Source organism: Nocardiopsis sp. NPDC049922 (genome assembly GCF_040660275.1).
In the GTDB taxonomy this organism is placed as follows: Bacteria; Actinomycetota; Actinomycetes; order Streptosporangiales; family Streptosporangiaceae; genus Nocardiopsis.
This window is the reverse complement of record NZ_JBFAME010000016.1, coordinates 121,102-137,952: the sequence shown is the minus strand read 5'-3', so window position 1 is coordinate 137,952 and position 16,851 is coordinate 121,102. Positions and strand designations below refer to the sequence as shown.

At 71.7% G+C, this 16,851-nt stretch carries 15 protein-coding genes and 1 pseudogene; 4 read left to right on the top strand and 12 right to left on the bottom strand.

The genetic code is table 11. The annotated features are described in order from the left end of the window. Together AB0I72_RS24295 and AB0I72_RS24290 are read right to left on the bottom strand one after the other, a co-directional pair. Positions 1-188, bottom strand: a pseudogene (locus tag AB0I72_RS24295) (serine hydroxymethyltransferase); the annotation flags it as partial. Positions 189-380: 192 nt separating this feature from the next. Continuing rightward, entirely contained in the window at positions 381-1,169 is a 789-nt protein-coding gene (locus AB0I72_RS24290) for an IclR family transcriptional regulator (protein ID WP_358572528.1), read from the bottom strand. A 133-nt stretch (positions 1,170-1,302) separates the two neighbouring features. Between AB0I72_RS24290 and AB0I72_RS24285 the strand changes: the two genes are divergently transcribed. From AB0I72_RS24285 to dnaE, 4 genes are all read left to right on the top strand, one after another. Then, complete coding sequence (locus tag AB0I72_RS24285) at positions 1,303-1,620, top strand: bifunctional 3-phenylpropionate/cinnamic acid dioxygenase ferredoxin subunit (RefSeq protein WP_358572526.1); 318 nt, start codon at positions 1,303-1,305, stop codon at positions 1,618-1,620. Beyond that, entirely contained in the window at positions 1,617-2,801 is a 1,185-nt protein-coding gene (locus tag AB0I72_RS24280) for an FAD-dependent oxidoreductase (protein ID WP_358572524.1), read from the top strand. Before AB0I72_RS24285 ends, AB0I72_RS24280 begins: the two co-directional genes overlap by 4 nt. 82 nt (positions 2,802-2,883) lie before the next feature. After that, complete coding sequence (locus tag AB0I72_RS24275; protein WP_358572522.1) at positions 2,884-3,663, top strand: DUF4184 family protein; 780 nt, start codon at positions 2,884-2,886, stop codon at positions 3,661-3,663. Between the two features lie 153 nt (positions 3,664-3,816). Beyond that, the gene (dnaE, locus tag AB0I72_RS24270; RefSeq protein WP_358572520.1) at positions 3,817-7,194 is read left to right on the top strand and encodes a DNA polymerase III subunit alpha; all 3,378 of its coding nucleotides are present in this window, start codon (positions 3,817-3,819) and stop codon (positions 7,192-7,194) included. Here the strand turns inward: dnaE and AB0I72_RS24265 are convergent. The 10 genes from AB0I72_RS24265 to AB0I72_RS24220 form a co-directional block, all read right to left on the bottom strand. Next, complete coding sequence (locus AB0I72_RS24265; RefSeq protein ID WP_358572518.1) at positions 7,191-7,793, bottom strand: TetR family transcriptional regulator; 603 nt, start codon at positions 7,791-7,793, stop codon at positions 7,191-7,193. The two genes, dnaE and AB0I72_RS24265, sit on opposite strands and share 4 nt — an antisense overlap. Positions 7,794-7,995: 202 nt before the next feature. Then, the gene (locus AB0I72_RS24260) at positions 7,996-8,592 is read right to left on the bottom strand and encodes a DUF6461 domain-containing protein (protein ID WP_358572516.1); all 597 of its coding nucleotides are present in this window, start codon (positions 8,590-8,592) and stop codon (positions 7,996-7,998) included. A gap of 88 nt (positions 8,593-8,680) precedes the next feature. Further along, a complete protein-coding gene (locus AB0I72_RS24255; RefSeq protein WP_358572514.1) occupies positions 8,681-8,980 on the bottom strand; it encodes a hypothetical protein in 300 nt (99 codons plus the stop codon). A 138-nt stretch (positions 8,981-9,118) separates the two neighbouring features. Further along, positions 9,119-9,511, bottom strand: a complete 393-nt coding sequence (locus AB0I72_RS24250; RefSeq protein WP_358572512.1) for a transcriptional repressor — start codon at positions 9,509-9,511, stop codon at positions 9,119-9,121. Positions 9,512-9,761: 250 nt separating this feature from the next. Further along, entirely contained in the window at positions 9,762-11,300 is a 1,539-nt protein-coding gene (locus AB0I72_RS24245) for an alanine/glycine:cation symporter family protein (RefSeq protein ID WP_358572511.1), read from the bottom strand. A gap of 433 nt (positions 11,301-11,733) precedes the next feature. Beyond that, entirely contained in the window at positions 11,734-12,273 is a 540-nt protein-coding gene (locus tag AB0I72_RS24240) for a CYTH domain-containing protein (RefSeq protein ID WP_358572510.1), read from the bottom strand. A 22-nt stretch (positions 12,274-12,295) separates the two neighbouring features. Further along, entirely contained in the window at positions 12,296-12,898 is a 603-nt protein-coding gene (gene idi, locus AB0I72_RS24235; RefSeq protein ID WP_358572508.1) for an isopentenyl-diphosphate Delta-isomerase, read from the bottom strand. Between the two features lie 95 nt (positions 12,899-12,993). Continuing rightward, positions 12,994-13,854 carry a geranyl diphosphate 2-C-methyltransferase gene (locus AB0I72_RS24230; RefSeq protein ID WP_358572506.1) on the bottom strand — a complete coding sequence of 287 codons (861 nt, stop codon included), beginning with the start codon at positions 13,852-13,854 and terminating at the stop codon, positions 12,994-12,996. Between the two features lie 91 nt (positions 13,855-13,945). Further along, positions 13,946-15,316 (bottom strand): family 2 encapsulin nanocompartment cargo protein terpene cyclase, encoded by a 1,371-nt coding sequence (locus AB0I72_RS24225; RefSeq protein ID WP_358572504.1) that lies wholly within the window; start codon positions 15,314-15,316, stop codon positions 13,946-13,948. A 35-nt stretch (positions 15,317-15,351) separates the two neighbouring features. Beyond that, positions 15,352-16,755: a family 2B encapsulin nanocompartment shell protein gene (locus AB0I72_RS24220; RefSeq protein WP_358572502.1), complete on the bottom strand. Its 1,404-nt coding sequence runs from the start codon at positions 16,753-16,755 to the stop codon at positions 15,352-15,354. Positions 16,756-16,851: the final 96 nt, after the last annotated feature.

The following is a 16,851-nucleotide window of genomic DNA, read 5'->3' as shown; positions in this document are numbered from 1 at the left end:
GCGTACTTGTTGGTCAGGACGGTGCCCTGGGCCTCCAGGACCGCCTGCGGAGCGAAGTTCTCCGAGGCGATCATCTCCAGGGTGTCGCGCTGGCGACGCAGCTCATGGGCGACCGCCTCGGCGATCTCGGGGTCGAGATCGTCCAGGGCACGGTCGAGGGCCCGGACGCCGGGTGCGGTGGAAGGCAACGAATACTCCCCCTATTTGTTGCGCAATGCGCAACGCATTCCGTGATTCACAACACGTGTGGATCACAGTGAGGGCTACCCGCAGGTCTGTCAATACCTGAGGGGATAGTTCGCGCGACTTAATCGTCGATTAATCTGAGACTGATATATCAGCAATCCCACGCGGGACCCGCCCGCAGCCGACACGGCCCCTCACCGCCCCACGTACGCCATCCGCTCCGACAGGTCACGCGCCCCTTGGCGCAGCTCCTCCACGACCTCGGGGATGCGCTTCTTCGAGAGCCGGTACGCGGGACCGGACGCGCTGATCGCCGCGACCACCTCCTCGCCCGGTCCGAACACCGGCACGGCGATCGCGTGCAGACCCGGTTCCAGCTCCTCGAAGGAGGTGGCGTACGCGTCCTCGGCCACCTGTGTGAGCAGCTCGCCCAGCTCCCGCGCGTCCGTGATCGTGCGTGCCGTGTAGGACACGAGGTCTCCGGCGAGCAGCTCCTCCAGCTCACCCGGGGGCAAGAAGGCCAGCAGCACCTTGCCGCTGGCCGTCGCGTGCGACGGCGTGCGCTGGCCGATCCAGTTCTGCGCCGCCACCGCCGAGGTGCCCAGAGCCTGGCTGACGTTGATCGCGTTCGCCGAGTCGAGCACCGCGACGTTCACCGTCTCGCCGAGACGCTCGGCCAGTTCCTCGCACACCGAAGTGCCGATCTGGACGATGTCGAGCTGACCGGCGACGGCGCCGGCGAACCGCAGCATGCCGATGCCGATGCTGAACCTGCCGCGTTCCCCGTGCTGCTCCACGAGCTGCCTCGCCTGGAGGGTGTAGACCAGCCGCGACGCGGTGGACTTGTGCACCCCCAACTCGGCGGCGATCTCCGTGACCCCCATCTCGCCGCGCGCGAGGAGCTCCAGGATGGTGATCGCCCGGTCCACCGACTGGACCAGCGCCGGATCACGTTCTTCCACGTCTCTGCGATTGTTGCTCATCATGCAACCATAACCGATAGACGCAACTAACCGAAAAATGACCCTGGACACTCCTTGACGCCACGTCCGTGGTCTACTCATCATTGTGTTGCGCATCGAACAAGTCGTTCCTTATAGCGCAACGGAGGTCACCATGATCCCTGCATGCGCCGTGGCGGACCTGCCCGAGGGCGAGGCGGTCCGCATTCCCGGTGTAGTCCCGATCGCGGTCTTCAACGCCGGTGGCGAGATCTACGCCATCGACGACACGTGCAGCCACCAGGACGCCTCGCTCTCCGAGGGGTGGCTCGAAGGATGCTTCGTCGAGTGCCCGCTGCACGCCGCGAGCTTCGACCTCCGCACGGGCATGCCCACCGGCGCCCCGGCCAAGAAGCCGGTCCGAACCCACAAGGTCGTGATCGAGGACGGCGTGATCTACGTGGTCCCGCAGAACCAGGAGGCAGTCGTATGAGAACCGTCGCTGTCGTCGGAGCCTCGCTGGCGGGGCTGCGCACGGTCGAGGAGCTCAGGGAGCAGGGTTTCGACGGCCGGATCGTGGTCGTCGGCGAGGAGCCGCACCTGCCCTACGACCGCCCGCCGCTGTCGAAGGCCTACCTCGCGGGCACCTGTGCGCCGGAGAGCCTGGGGCTGGCCGACGAGTCCGACCTGGACGGCCTGGCCGCGGAATGGCGGCTCGGGGCCCGCGCCGCCTCCCTCGACCCCGGCACGCGGTCGGTGCGGCTGTCCAGCGGGGAGGAGGTCGTCGCGGACGGGATCGTCGTCGCCACCGGCGGCCGAGCGCGTCGACTCCCCGGTTCGGAGGGTCTGGCCGGGGTGCACACCGTCCGCACGCTCGAGGACGCGGCGGCCCTGCGCGCCGACCTGGAGAACAGCTCGACGGGAGTGGCGGTGATCGGTGCGGGCTGGATCGGCTCCGAGGTCGCCTCGACCTGCCACGCGCTCGGACGACCGGTGACCGTCGTCGAGGCGAACCCGACACCGCTCGCACGCGTCCTCGGCCCGACCATGGGTGCGATCTGCGCTGCGCTGCACACCGATCACGGCGTGGCCCTCCGCACCGGCGTGGGCGTGGAGTCCCTGACGTCAACGGGCTTCGGCCCGTGGAAGCGCGTCAGCGGGGTGAACCTCGCCGACGGCACGCACCTGCCCGCGGACGTGGTCGTGGTCGGCATCGGCATGCTGCCCAACACCGAGTGGCTCGCCGGATCCGGGATCGCGGTCGACAACGGCGTGATCTGCGACGCCGGATGCGTCACCCCGCTCCCCTCCGTCGTCGCGGTGGGTGACGTCGCCCGTTATCGCGGCCCCGGCGGACCGGTCCGACACGAACACTGGACCAACGCCTCCGAGCAACCCGCCACCGCCGTGCGCAACCTCCTGGCGGGCACGACGATCGAGGAGTACCGGCCGACCGGCTACTTCTGGTCCGACCAGTACGGGACCCGGTTGCAGGTCGCCGGGCACCCCGCGGACGCCGACGAGGTCACCGTCGTCGACGGTTCACCGAGCGATCGCCGGTTCGTCGCCGAATACCGCCGCCGGGGATCCGCCGTGGGCGTGCTCGCGATGAACAACCCCAAGCTCTTCGGTCGCCTCCGCCGACACCTGCGTGAGCGTGCGGCCTTGGCGTGACACGGCGGCCCCGGGCCGGTGCGGCGTGGTCGGGACTCCCCCGGGTGCCCCGTGGCGGCACGCGTGCGCCAGGATCTCCCCCATGCCCTTCACCCTCAGCCACGCGGCGGCCGTCCTGCCGCTGGCCCGCACGCGACTGCCCACGGCCGCGCTCGTCGTCGGCGCCCTCGTGCCCGACCTGCCGTACTACCTGCCGCTCCCGGTGCCGTCGGCGCACACCCACCACCCGTGGGGCGTGGGCACGGACGTGCTCATGGGCGCGGTGGTCCTGGTGCTGCACCGGTACGTCCTGCGGGCGCCGCTGCGCGCGCTCGCCCCCTGGGGCGGCACCGGGACCGGCGACCGACCGGGATCGCCCCTGGGCACGGCGTCGCTGACCGCGGCGGCGCTGGCGGTCGGGGCCCTGACGCACATGGCCTGGGACTCCTTCACCCAGCTCGGCGGGGCGGCGGTGCGGGCGTGGCCGGTGCTGAGCACGCCGGTCGTCGGCCCGCACCTGCTGTTCAACGTGCTGATGTACGCGAGTTCGGCGGGCGGCCTGGCGGCGGTGGCCTGGTGGGCGGTGCGCCGCGCACGGGCCGGAGGCAGGAGGACCGACAGGCCGAGCGGGCGTGCGCGCGGAGCCGCGCTCGGCGCGATCGGCCTGTGCGCGGTGGCCGGAGCGGTGATCGGGGTGCTGTCCGCCATGCCCGCGCCGAGCCCGTACGACTCGGTGCGTGACCTGCTGATCGGCCTGGTCACCGGCGGCTGCGTCGGGTTGGGCGGCTACACGGCGGCCTGGTGGGGGTGGCGAGGCGCGGTCGTCGGAGTCCACCCCTCCTCCCGCCACGGGCTCGCCGAGCCCCCGGAACCCCTGCGGTGACGGGGTTCCGGACCCCTACCACCCCCGATGTCGCGTCTTCGCAGGTCAATGGCTTGCCCGGGCGAACCCATGCGATAGGATTCGTACATAAGTTCGATTCCGGTACTTCTTCCCCACCGACCACACCAGCACCATGCCCCGGGGAGGGAGTCCATGCCGCACGACCTCGAACACGTGGACTTCGCCCACCTGCACGCCGCCTCCTCGGCCTCCATACGCCACGGCGCCACCGCACCGCACCACCTGGTCGAACGCGCCGCCGCACTCGACATGGACCTGCTCGCCCTCACCGACCGCGACGGCGTCTACGGCGCGGTCAAGCACGTGCGCGCCTGCCAGCGGGCCGGGCTGCGCCCCGTCCTGGGCTGCAACCTCGCCGTCGCCTCCCCCGACGGCGGACGCGTCACCCTCCTGGCCCGCGGCGCACGCGGCTGGGCGTCCCTGTGCCGCCTGCTCACCCAGGCGCACACCGCCAAACCCACCACCCCCGGCGCCGCCCCGACCCTGTCCCCCGACCTGCTCGCCGACCACGCGCAGGGGATCGTCGTCCTGGTCGGCCCCGACTCCGACGTGGGCGCCGCCCTGGCCGAGGACCGCCCCGGACGGGCCCGACGCCTCCTGGACCGGTGGCGGGCCAGCGCGACCACGGCCGTGGAGATCGTCGACCACTTCCTGCCCGGCCAGCGGCGCACCGCTCGGGCCCTGCTCGAGTTGGCCACGCGCACCCGGACCCTGGCGGTCCTGACCAACGCCGTGCGCTACCCGGACCAGGCCGACGCCGAGGTCGCCCACGTGTTGGACCAGATCGTCCGGTGGAAGCCCGGCGGCGCCCGCCCCGGCCCCACCACCGACCAGGCCCACCTCAAGAGCGGCGCCCACATGCTGCGGGTCGCCGAACGCGTGTGCGGCGACACCGCGCGGGCCCGCCGCCTCATCGCCCACACCCTGGCCCTGGCCTCCTCCTGCGCCCTGGACCCCGACGCAGACCTGGGGATGGACCGCGTCCACCTGCCCGACGTCCCCGACTCCTTCGAGCGGCTCTGGCGCGACTGCGACGAGGGCCTGCACCGGCTCGGCCTGCACCGCGACCCCGACGCCCGGCACCGCTTCGCCCAGGAACTGGCGGTCATCGAGTCCAAGGGCCTGTCCGCCTACTTCCTCACCGTCGCCGACGCCGCCGCGCGCATCCGCGACAAGGGCATCCGCTGTTCCATCCGCGGCTCGGGCACCGGCAGCCTGGTCAACCACCTGCTGGGCGTCTCCGCCATCAACCCGCTCGACCACGGGCTGCTCATGGAGCGGTTCCTGTCGCACAGCCGCACCGGCCTGCCCGACATCGACCTGGACGTGGAGTCGGACCGCCGCCTGGAGGCCTACGACGCGGTGTTCGCCGCCTACCCCGACACCGCGTGCGTGTCCATGGCCGCGACCTACCGCGCCCGCAGCGCGATCCGCGACGTCGGCGCCGCCCTGGGCCTGCCCCCGCACGAGGTCGACGCCCTGGCCACGGCCTTCCCCCACGTGCGGGCCCGACAGATCCGCGCCGCCACCGAGGACCTGCCCGAACTCCATCACCTGCGCCGCGGGCAGGGCGGCGAACCGGTCCAGGACCTGTTCCGGCTCGCCGAGCGGCTCGACGGACTGCCCCGGCACATCGCCATGCACCCGTGCGGACTGGTGGTCTCGGGACCCTCCCTGCGCGACCGCGTCCCCCTCGAACCCAGCCGCGCCGGGTACCCGATGGTGCAGTTCGACAAGGAGGACGTGGAGGAGATGGGGATGATCAAACTCGACGTCCTGGGCGTGCGCATGCAGTCGGCCATGGCCCACACCCGCGCCGAGGTGGAGCGCACCACCGGCGAGCGCCTCGACCTGGACGCCCTGCCCCAGGACGAGGCCACCTACCGGATGATCAGCGCCTCCCGCACGCTCGGCTGCTTCCAGATCGAGTCCCCCGGCCAGCGCGAGTTGCTCAGCCGTCTGCGGCCCTCCACCATGGGCGACCTCACCGCCGACATCTCGCTCTTTCGCCCGGGCCCCGTCAACAGCGACATGATCACCCCCTACCTGTCCGTCCGCGACGGGCTGATCCCACCGCGGCCCCCCTGCCCGGTGCTGGCCGAGGTGCTCGCCGAGACCGGCGGCGTCATCGTCTTCCACGAGCAGGTGATCGGCGTGCTGCACGCCATGACCTGCTGCGGGCTCGACCAGGCCGAGGCCATGCGCCGCCAGCTCAGCACCGAGCAGGGGCGCGAGCGGGTGCGGGCGACGTTCACCGCGATGGCCCTGGAGTGCGGGCACGACCGCGACACGGTGGAGCGGGTGTGGGGCGTGCTGTCCTCCTTCGGGGCCTTCGGGTTCTGCAAGGCCCACGCCGTCGCCTTCGCCCTGCCCACCTACCAGTCGGCGTGGCTCAAACGGCACCACACGGCCGCCTTCTACGCCGGGGTCCTCACCCACGACCCCGGCATGTACCCGCGCCGCGCCATCGTCGAGGACGCCCGCCACTTCGGCGTGCCCGTGCTGGGCCCCGACATCAACCGCTCCGACGCCTGCTGGCGGGTGGAGTCGGTGGACCGACCGCACGGCCCGGTCTGGGGGGTGCGCGCGTCCCTGGCCGACGTGCGCGCCATGACCGGGGCCGAGGTCGAACGCGTGCTGGCCGAGCGCCCCTTCCACTCGCTCGCCGACACCGCCCACCGCGCCCGCCCCTCGCGCGAGGTCCTGGAGAACCTGGTGTGGGTGGGAGCCTTCGACGCGCTGTACCGGATCGGCGACGACCCCGCCGCCCCGCGCCGACGCGACCTGTTGTTGCAGGTGAGCGCGTTGGAGCGGACGGGAAGGACGGCTGTGGCCCCCGGTCAGGTCCCCCTGCCGATCCGGAACGGCGAGCATCACCCGGGCGCGTGGACCCTGCCCGAGATGACCGACGACGAGGTGGTCCGCGCCGAACTGGAGATCCTGGGCTACGAGGTCGACCGCCACCTGCTCGACTCCTACACCGGGCTCCTGTCCGCCCTGGCCGCGGGGCACGGCCTGGTGCGCGCCCGCGACCTGCACCGGGTGCGAAACGGCCGGGAGGTGCTGGTGGCGGGGGTCAAGGTGGCCACGCAGACCCCGGCGGTGCGGTCGGGGCAGCGGATCATCTTCAGCACCCTGGACGATTCCACCGGGCTGGCGGACCTGACCTTCTTCGAGTCGGTGCAGGACCGGTGCGCGGCCACGGTGTTCGGTTCGTGGCTGCTGGTCGTGCGCGGACGGGTGCGCCGGGCGGGGGCGGGGATGGCCACGCTCACCGCCACGCACGCCTGGGATCTGCACGAGTTGTCCCGGGCGTGGGAGGAGGAGGGCGCACCGGGATTGGACCGCGCGCTGCGGTCCGCGGTTGCCTCCGAGCGCCCGGCGGGGGTGGGTGGCCGCCGTGTCCGCTACGCCAGCGGGTTGCGGGTGTCGGCCTACGCCGACCTGCGCTCGCCCGAGGCCGCTCCGCGCGGGCTGTGGCACGCCAGCCCGGGGAGCTCGGGCGGCTAGCGTGCGCTCAGGAGGCGGGCGAAGGCCGCGTCGACCGCCCCGGGCAGGCGCGCGGGATCGTCGGCGGCGTCCGCACGGCCGGTGTGGAAGCACGCGAGCGCGAGTTCGGAGGCGAGCACGGCGGTGCCGCGGTCGGCCCCCTGGTCGCGCAGCATCCGATCCATCGCCTCGGCGTAGAGGCGGTACTTGGTGAGGCCGCGGGCGACCAGTTCGGGGTGGGCGTCGACGAGGCGCTCGTGGCGCAGGTAGACGTCGCGGTCCTCGACCAGTCGGGCGACCAGGGCGGCCACGACCCGGCGCAGGTGGACCAGCGCGGCCTCCAGGGAGTCCCCGATGGGCTCCTCGGCGGGCGCGACGAGTCCGCTCAGGACGGCGGGGTCGGGCTGCTGTTGGGCGCTGAAGATCACCTCCTGTTTGTCACCGAAGTACCGGAAGAACGTCGCCCGGCCGACCTCGGCCCGTTCGGCGATGTCGTTGACGGTGACCCGGTCGAAGCCACGCTCGTCGAACAGGGCGTGGGCGGCTTCGATGATCGCTTCGCGGGTGCGCCGTTGTTTGCGCTCGCGAAGTGACTCTGGGCGTGGGAGCGGTCGTTCCATGCCACCATCCTAGAACTGGAGACCCCACCCCAGGAGATACCAGGTATCGCGTGATGGGGACTCATCGCGCGTCGCGGAGGCACCCCCTCTCCCCTCCATCACACCCCCACACCGACGCCCGCGCAAGCGCTCCCGCCCACACGCGCGGCCGAGCCCCCCGCGCACACGGTCACGTGCACCTTTGCGCGGCGGCCGGGGCGCCTCAGAGCGGAGCGGAACCGCAGGTGAAGGTGGTCTCCCGGAGGAATTCCGGAGTGAGCGCGACCCCCGTGAGATGCTCGGCCAGGGCGAAGGACGCGGGTACGGACAGCACCTCCTCGGGTTCGTCCTCGCCGAGGTCGAAGCCGACGCGGCGCATCGTCCCGAGCACGACGTCGGGGGTGGTTCCCCAGCGGCTGTCGGGAAACATCGGCTCGAACCACAGGCGAGAGTCGGTGTCCTCCGCCCAGAGGAAGGCGTCCACGGCGTTGATGTTGACGAAGTGCGAGACCCAGGTGGTTCCCGCCGAGGCGGGCAGAGCCCGCTCCTCGGTCACGCCGAGGTAGCCGTTGGCCTCCACCACCAGGGTGTGGTCCCCGATCCCGGCCATGGCGAGCAGCTGCTCACCGGTCCGTTCCTGATGCTCGTAGGCCGCCTCCGTCACCGCGTCCACCCCGGTCAGCGACGGTTCCGGACGCCCCCGGAGGCGGCGGAGGACCTCCGAGGGCGCAAGGGCGCGGACGAGTGTCACACAGTAGGCGTCCGCGAGGTCCGGGAAATCGTCCTCGAACCAGAGGTAGTCGGCGGCGGTGGAGGTCATACCCGCATTCTGGCGCACACCGCCGACAGGCCGGTTCACCCCCGGTCGGTGGTGGTCGCGCGGCGTCGCGCGCTGTCGCCGTGACCCGCTAGTGGTCGTCCCAGTGTCCGTCGTGGAGCGCGTGCCGGTGCCCGTCGTGGACGTAGTCGATGTGGTCCTGGTGCGGGATCGCCACGTGCCCGCAGCCCTCACCGTGTTCGTGCACGTGCCCGCTGTGGGTGGTGTGCTCCGCGCCGGGCTCGCACTCGTCCACGTGGTCGTCGTGCTGACGGTGCAGATGGCCGTCGTGGACGTAGTCGACGTGGTCCTGGTGCGGAACCGCCACGTGGCCGCAACCGTCGCCGTGCTGGTGGGTGTGGCCTTCGTGGACCAGGTGCTGTGTCGCCATGTTCCGTCCCCTCAGAACGCGGACGAAGCGAAAACGAGGGCGCTTCGCCCTCCTTTTCTCCAGCGTATCAGCGGAGCCCCGAAAAAGCGGCGAACAACATTCACCGCAAATCCCGGCAAAAATGTATTTCCGTGGAATTCATTTCCGTTCGCAAGCGGGGCAGACCCCGAAGAGTTCGAAGGAGTAGTCGACCGAACCGAACCCGCTCACGCGCCCGACGCGTTCGACGACCGGCGTGAGTTCCCCGGGTTCGGGGACCTCCTCCACCCGGCCGCAGACCCGGCAGACCAGGTGGTGGTGGCGGATGTCGCTGCCGCACAGGCGGTAGAGGCGCTCACCGTCGGGCGACTGGACGGTGTCCAGGACGCGTTCGTCGGCCAGGCGGCGCAGGGTGCGGTAGACGGTGGACAGGCTCGGCGGCCGTCCGGGTCCCGACAGCGCCGCGGCGACGAGCACGTGCACCTCCTGCGCGCTACGGAAACGGGGGTCGCGCCCGAGCGTGCGCAGGACCGCGGCGTCGTACCTGGCCAAGGGATCCTCCAGACGTCGCACGCCGACGCGGGCCCGCTCCGCGCCCGGGGGACGTCGACACGGAGCGGGACCCGCATGAGAATGATAATCATATCTAGACGGCCCGGCGTTCCGCATCCCCGAACACCCAGTCGCGGCGGCCGGTTCCGCGTCGGCGGCGGTCCTCGCCTCCCTGGGGGCGTGAACGCGGGACGCCCGCCCGGGGGAGCAGGCCGGGCGGGCGTCCACAGGGGGGCGGGGGTCCTCGGGGCTATCCGACGAGCTCCTTGCCCTCGTCGCTGCGCTCCTCCTCGCCGCGCAGGTGGGCGAGGAAGCGGTTCAGCTCCTTCTTGACGATCGGAGCCAGCAGGTACAGGCCGATGATGTTGAACAGCGCGGCCGCGAACACCAGCGCGTCGGCCAGGCTCAGGACCGAGCCCAGGGTGAGGACGGAGCCGATCACCAGCGCCCCGCAGTAGACGAGCAGGTAGGTGCGCTCGCTGCGCCGTCCGGCGCCGAACAGGTGCGTCCAACCCTTGAGGCCGTAGTAGCACCAGGTGATGACGGTGCTCAGCGCGAACAGGACGACCGCGACCGTCAGGATGTAGGGGAACCACGGCATGACGGTGGCGAAGGCGTCGGAGGTCAGGCTCACACCGCCGGGCAGCTCCGCGCCGCCGGCCGCCGCCTCGCGGGCCGCCAGCCACGACTGCGGGGAGGCGATGACGATGGTCACCGCAGTCATGGTGCAGATCAGGACGGTGTCGATGAACGGGGCCAGCATGGCGACCAGGCCCGCGCTGGCGGGGTAGTCGGTCTTGACCGTGGCCAGGGCGATCGGGGAGGACCCGATGCCCGCCTCGTTGGAGAAGGCCGCGCGCTGGAAGCCGACGATCATCGCGCCGATGGCACCGCCCGCGACGCCGGTCGGGGAGAAGGCGCCGTCGACGATCTGCGCGATCGCGTCGGGCAGGAGGGTGACGTTGGCGCCGATGACGACGAGGCAGCCCGCCACGTAGATGAGCGCCATGCTCGGCACGAGCTTGCTGGTGACCTTGGTGATGCTGGCGATGCCGCCGATGACCACCACGCCGACGAGCACCGCGAGGACCACGCCGAAGACGAAGCCGCCCAAGCCGCCGCCGAGCGGGCCGCTCTCCCCGCCGGTGACCGTGCGCAGCTGCTCCAGGGTCTGGTTGGCCTGGAACATGTTGCCGCCCGCGACGGCGAAGATCAGCACGAACGCCGCGGTCAGCCCGGCCAGGGCCTTGCCGAGCGGAGCCATGCCGCGCTCGGCGAGCCCCTTGGCGAGGTACTTCATCGGGCCGCCGCTGACGCGGCCGTCGGCGTCGATGTCGCGGTACTTCACGCCCAGCGTGCACTCGGCGAACTTGACGGCCATCATCACCAGGCCCGCCAGGATCATCCAGAACGTGGCGCCGGGGCCGCCGATGGTGACCGCGATCGCCACACCGGCGATGTTGCCGAGGCCCACGGTGCCGGAGACGGCGGCGGTCAGCGCCTGGAAGTGGGTGACCTCGCCGGGCGCCTTGTCGCCGAGCCCGCGGCGGGCGATCCGCACGGCGGTGAGGGGCTTACGGAACTGGAGGAATCCGAGGTAGACGGTGAAGACCACACCAGCCGCGACGAGCCAGGCGACGATCCAGGGGAACTCGGCCCCGAAGACGGGGACCTTGGCGAACACCACATCACTGAGAAGGGTCGCGATCGGGTCGAACACCGCGTCGACCGCGCCTTCGATGGTGTCGCCGATGCTCTGCTGCTGGGGAGCGGCGTCAGCGCTGGTCATGGAGCGCACCTTTCGGCCGGGTGAGGACGGTCGGAGCGACTCCGCGGACCCGGTGGGCGGGCCGCGCGGGACCCTTCGGCCGCCTCGTGGGCGGTCGACTCCGGTCCGTCGAACGGGCTTGGCGAAGTCCGGTGCCGGGGATGGCCGAGCGTTTAGCGCGCCTACGGTCACGCTTTAGCCGAACTTCACTTTCGGGATCCTAAGCCCGTGAGAGTGGCAAGCGACACAAAAACCGCGAAGCTTTACTTTTGCCCCAGCAGCCACACCGCGCGGCCACGGTGTGTCATCACTGTTGACTTCGGAGTGGCCCGAGTCGCGGGAAGCCCGACGGGGCGGGGCTTCCCGCACGCCGCCGGGCTCCACGCACCGTCACCGACCGACCGCGCCGCCGCGACCCGCGGGTTGACCGATTCGTTATCTCCCGCGCCCCGCCTCAGGCGCCCCGGGCAGCCCGGACGAGGATGTCGTAGGTCTCCATCGTGTGCTCCAACCGGACACCGAGTCCCCGCGCCCACGCGTCCAGTTCCGCCCGCACCGCGGAGCCGTCGCGGTCGTCGTCCACGACCACCTCCAGCTCCAGGAAGACGCCCAGGTGCGCCACCTCGTCGACGCAGACCAGCATCTCCCTCAGGACCCCGGTCCGCCGGTGCTTGACGATGCGCAGGCTGGGCACGTACCCCATCCGCAGCACGGCGGCGTGCATCTGCCCCCGGTCGGCGACGGCCGTCTCGTGCTCGGTGTGCTCCCTCGGGTCGGCCGTCGGCGTCTTGGTGGTGAAGACGTGCAGGCCGTCCTGGGTCCGCAGGCGGCAGAACGTCCGCCCGATCCGGGGCGTGCCCGGCTCCCAGTCCGCCGGGGCGTAGGCCTGGTCGTCCTGGAGGACCGCCTCCCCCAAGGCGACCCCGGCCCGTTCCAGAGCCACCAGCAGCGCGTCGGGATCCGCCACGCGGTACCTGGTCTCGATCTCCCGCATCACGGCCCCTGCCTCGCGTCGTCTACCAGCCCGAACCCTCGACGAGCGCGCGCAGGGCGGGGCGCACGGCGTCGAGCACGGTCGGGAACCACACCGAGAACGGCCGCTCGCCCATCATCCGCTCCAGCTCGGCGGGGTCGACGAACGCCGTCTCGGCGATCTCGTCCGGGTCGGGGCGGAGTCCGCCGGCGACCAGCCCGACGAACAGGTGGTTGTACTCCCGCTCGACCAGCTCCGAGTCCGGGTCCCGGTGGTGGTAGCGCACGGTCCCGGCCTCCCGCATCAGGGCGGGCGCCGCGCCCAGCTCCTCTCCGACCCTCCGTGCCGCGGCCGCGAACGGCGGCTCCCCCGGGTACGGATGGCCGCAGCACGTGTTCGACCACACGCCGGGCGAGTGGTACTTGCCCAGGGCACGGCGCTGGAGCAGCATGCGGCCCCGGTCGTCGAGGAGGAAGACCGAGAAGGCCCGGTGCAGCCGCCCCGGCGCCCGGTGGGCGGACAGCTTCTCGGCGATGCCGATGGTGACCCCGGCCTCGTCGACCAGTTCGAGCATGATCGGCTGGTCGGCGCCGCCGTCGGGCGCGCGGGAGGCGGTGGGGCCGGTGGTGGCGGGGCTGGTCGTCATGAACGTCCTTCGAGTTCGGCGGCGGGGCTGGGACGGGGGCTCGGGTGGCGCGGGCGCCCGCGACTCCGGTCGGGGGCGCCCGCGCCGCCGCCGGGTCAGACCCGGTCGGCCGCGATGAGCAGGTAGTGGAAGCTGCCCTCCTTGTAGGCGGTCAGGAACGGGTCCTCGACCCCGGTCGCCACCGACGACCGGGCCCGCAGCTCCCAGTACGGGATCGTCTGGTCGGTCAGGTCGACGACGTTGATCGGCACGAGGCCGTTGGCCGCCATCGCCCGAAAGTACGCGCTCCGCGGGTGGATGTTGCACGTGTAATGCTCGTCGATCCGGCTGACCGCCTTGGAACGGCCACCGGTGACGTCGTTGTAGCAGCCGGTGATCGTGACGTAGCGGCCGCCGTACTCCAGGAGCCGGGCGTGCTCGCGGAACAGCTCGAACAGGTCGACGTACATGGTGGACTCGTTGTTCCAGCTGGCCTTCAGGGAGCCCGACGCGAAGCCGGTGTCCAGCATGTTCCGGAAGTGGAAGGCCACCTTGTCGGCGACGCCGCGTTCCTCGGCCTGGGCGTTGGCGAAGTCCACCTGCTTCTGGGAGATGCTCACGCCGTCGACGTGGCAGCCGAAGCGCTGGTTGGCCATGAAGCTCGTCCCGCCCCGGCCGGAGCCGGTGTCCATGACGCGGTCGTCGGGTCCGACCTCGCCCAGGTGGTCGAGGAGCACGTCGGCCTGGGCGGTCTCCAGGCGGTGCATCTCCTCGATGACGCGCGCGTCGCGGGTCTCCTCCGGGCCCTCCAGGACGGACGGGTCGTAGTCCCCGACCCCGTAGTGGTGGTGGAAGAACCCGTCGACCTCGCCGAGGCGGATGTTGACGGGGTCCTGTTCGGCGTTCCAGTACTCGGCGACGGACTTCTGGTAGTCGGTGCGCAGGACGCGGTCGGAGGAGGGCATGGTCGACGTCATGTAGGGGACTCTCCTTGTCGTGATGTCAGGGTGCGGCCCGGTACGCGCCGGGCCGGGACGAGCGGCGCGCGCCCCGGGAACGTCCGGGGGTTCAGCCCTCGCCCGTGCCGTGGTAGCGGGCGCTCGACGCGTGCCATTCGCGGTTGCCGCCGACCCAGGCCCACGTGCTGGCGAAGAACCGGCGCAGTTCCGGGGATCCGGCGGCGGCCAGGGCGGACGCCTCGGCCTCGAAGGTGTGCATGAGCTCGTCGTGGATCTCGACGGTCCGCTGGACGGCCTCGCTCAGCGAGCAGTCGTCCTCGGAGGCGATGAGGCGGGGCAGGCTGAAGTCGCCCGGGTCCTCCTTGCCCATCGAGTACAGGTCGTTGACGATCACCGTGGCGGTGCCCGCCAGGGTGAACGCCCTGCGGACCCGGGGGTCGGCGAACTCCGCGTAGGGCAGCTCGTAGCCGGCGATCGCGTCGACGAGGACCATGCACGGGATGAAGCTGTTCTCGTGCCGGTGCATGAGGAACTCCCAGACCGGCGGCCGCTGTCCGAGGTTCTGCCACACGCCTTCCTGGTTGTAGGCGACGAACATGATCCCCAGTTCGTGGCGCAGGCGCCGCACCTGCGACGTCGTCGCCATGGTGGCCAGGTTGTTCAGGGCCGAGCGCAGCGCGACGGCCACCGGGTCGGCCCTGACGACCTTCTCCAACCGCGGCGCGTACCTCATGGGCAGGTTGGCCTGGTCGATGACGGAGTGGAGGATCGCCAGGCGCTGGCCGAGCAGCTCCGGGCGCGCCTTCTCCACCTCGCCGTCGACGCAGTGGTCGTCCACGGCCCACTCGGACAGGCCGCACCTGGCCGCCGCGAGCAGTCGGTCGGGGTCGTCGGTCTCGGGGTGGGCGAGCATCATCAGCCGCCCGAACTCGGCCCTCCTGACCTTGTCGAGCTGGCCTGGGTAGATTCCCACCTCCTCGGCCCACTCGACCAGGCGTTCGTCGACCTCCTTACCCAGCGCCGGGTCGTCCCGTACGGCCGGAGGGCAGTACAGCACCAGGTCCTGGCGGCCCTTACGGGGGCGGGGTTCGGCCGCGGGCGGCTCCGCGCGCTCCCTGACCCGTTCGGTTCGGCCTCCGGTCCGTCCCGGCAGGGTCGGCCCGGGCGGCGCGGTCGGAATCCGCGGCCGGTCCGGAGCGCCGTCCCCGCGCGGGGACGGCGCCTGCGCGGGGGCGGCGCCGGGTGGCGGTGCGACGCGCTCGGGGAGCAGGGCCGTGGCGGCCGCGCCGCCGAGCCCCGTGGGCCCGGTGGGCAGCCTGGTCGCGGCCGCCCCCTGCTCGCCCCCTTCCCCGGCCGGGGCGGTCGCGGGGGCGAGCAGATCCGGTCTGCCGGGCCGTTTCGGGTCACGGAGCAGGACGTCCACCAGCTCGACCGCCGCGTGTGTGGCGGTCGAGGCGGACATCCGGGACAGCAGTGACACCGTCTCAGTCCTCCTTCCCTGTCAGCGGCGGGCGGTCAGTCACGCGGACGGACCTCGACGTTCTCCAGGACGCCGAGGGCGTCCGGGACGAGGACCGCGGCGGAGAAGTAGGTGCTGACGAGGTAGGAGATGATGCCCTTGTCGGAGATCCCCATGAACCGGGCGTTGAGGCCCGGCTCGACCTCGTCGGGCAGGCCGGTCTGGTGGAGGCCGATGACGCCCTCGTTGTCCTCACCGACACGGACGGCGATGATCGAGGACATCTGGCCCGAGGAGATCGGGATCTTCCCGCAGGGCAGCAGCGGCACACCCCGCCAGGCGGGCAGGTGGTGGCCGTTGACGTCCACGGTGCCGATGGGCAGGCCGCGCTTGTTGCACTCCTTGCCGAAGGCGGCGATGGCCTTGGGGTGGGCGAACAGGAACTGCGTGTTGCGCCGCATGGTGATGAGGTCGTCGAGGTCGTCCGGGGTGGGCGGACCCTCCTGGGTCTGGATCCGCTGCTTGAAGTCGGCGTTGTGGAGCAGACCGAACTCGCGGTTGTTGATGAGCTCGTGTTCCTGGCGCTCGCGCAGGGCCTGGATGGTCAGCCGCAGCTGCTGCTCCGTCTGGTTCATCGGCTTGTTGTAGAGGTCCGCGACCCGGCTGTGCACCCTGAGCACCGTCTGGGCCACGCTCAGCTCGTACTCGCGCGGCCTGAGCTCGTAGTCGGCGAAGGTGGTGGGCAGGTCGGGCTCACCGACGTGGCCGGAGGCCAGCGCGATCTCCGCCTCGCCGTGGCTGTTCTGCCGCTGCTGGGGCAGGCTCTGCACGCGGTGGATCTGGGCCTGGAGGCTGGGTGAGTCGTCCACCAGGGCGATGAACTGGTCCCGGGGCAGCTCCAGCAGCGTGCCCGCGGTCGCCGCCTTGACGGTGAACTCCCAGTTCGGCTGGTGGTCGAGCAGGTAGCGCTCGCCGAACTTGTCGCCGTCGGCCAGGACGCCCAGGCGGGTGGTCTCGCCGTAGGGGCCCTCGGTGGTCTTGTGCACCCGGCCGTGGGCGATCAGGTAGAGGTGGTCGGCCGGGGCGCCCTCCCGGGCGAGCACGTCGCCGGGTTCGAACTCGCGCTGGGTGAAGCGGTTCGCCAGGGCGTTCAGGACCTCCATGTCGTCGTAGCCGCGCAGGAGGGACAGCTCGCTGAGCTCCTGGGGGATGACCCGGACGTCGGAGCCGTTCTGGGTGAACTCGATCCTGCCGTCGCCGACGGTGTAGGTGAGTCGCCGGTTGACGCGGTACACGCCGCCGTCGGTCTGCACCCACGGAAGCGTCTTCTGCACCCAGCGGGAACTGATCCCCTGCATCTGGGGTGCGGACTTGGTCGTGGTGGCCAGGTTCCGCGCGGCCGTGGTGGCCAGGCTCTGCTGCTCGTCGGTGCGCACCTCAGGAGCTGAGTCGATCGACATCCGCCCTGTGTCTCCTCGTCGTCGGTCGCGGGCCCGCCGTCGGCCGCGTCGGCGTCGCGGCGGGAGGTCCACGGGAGTTGGTCGGGGTCGGTTCAC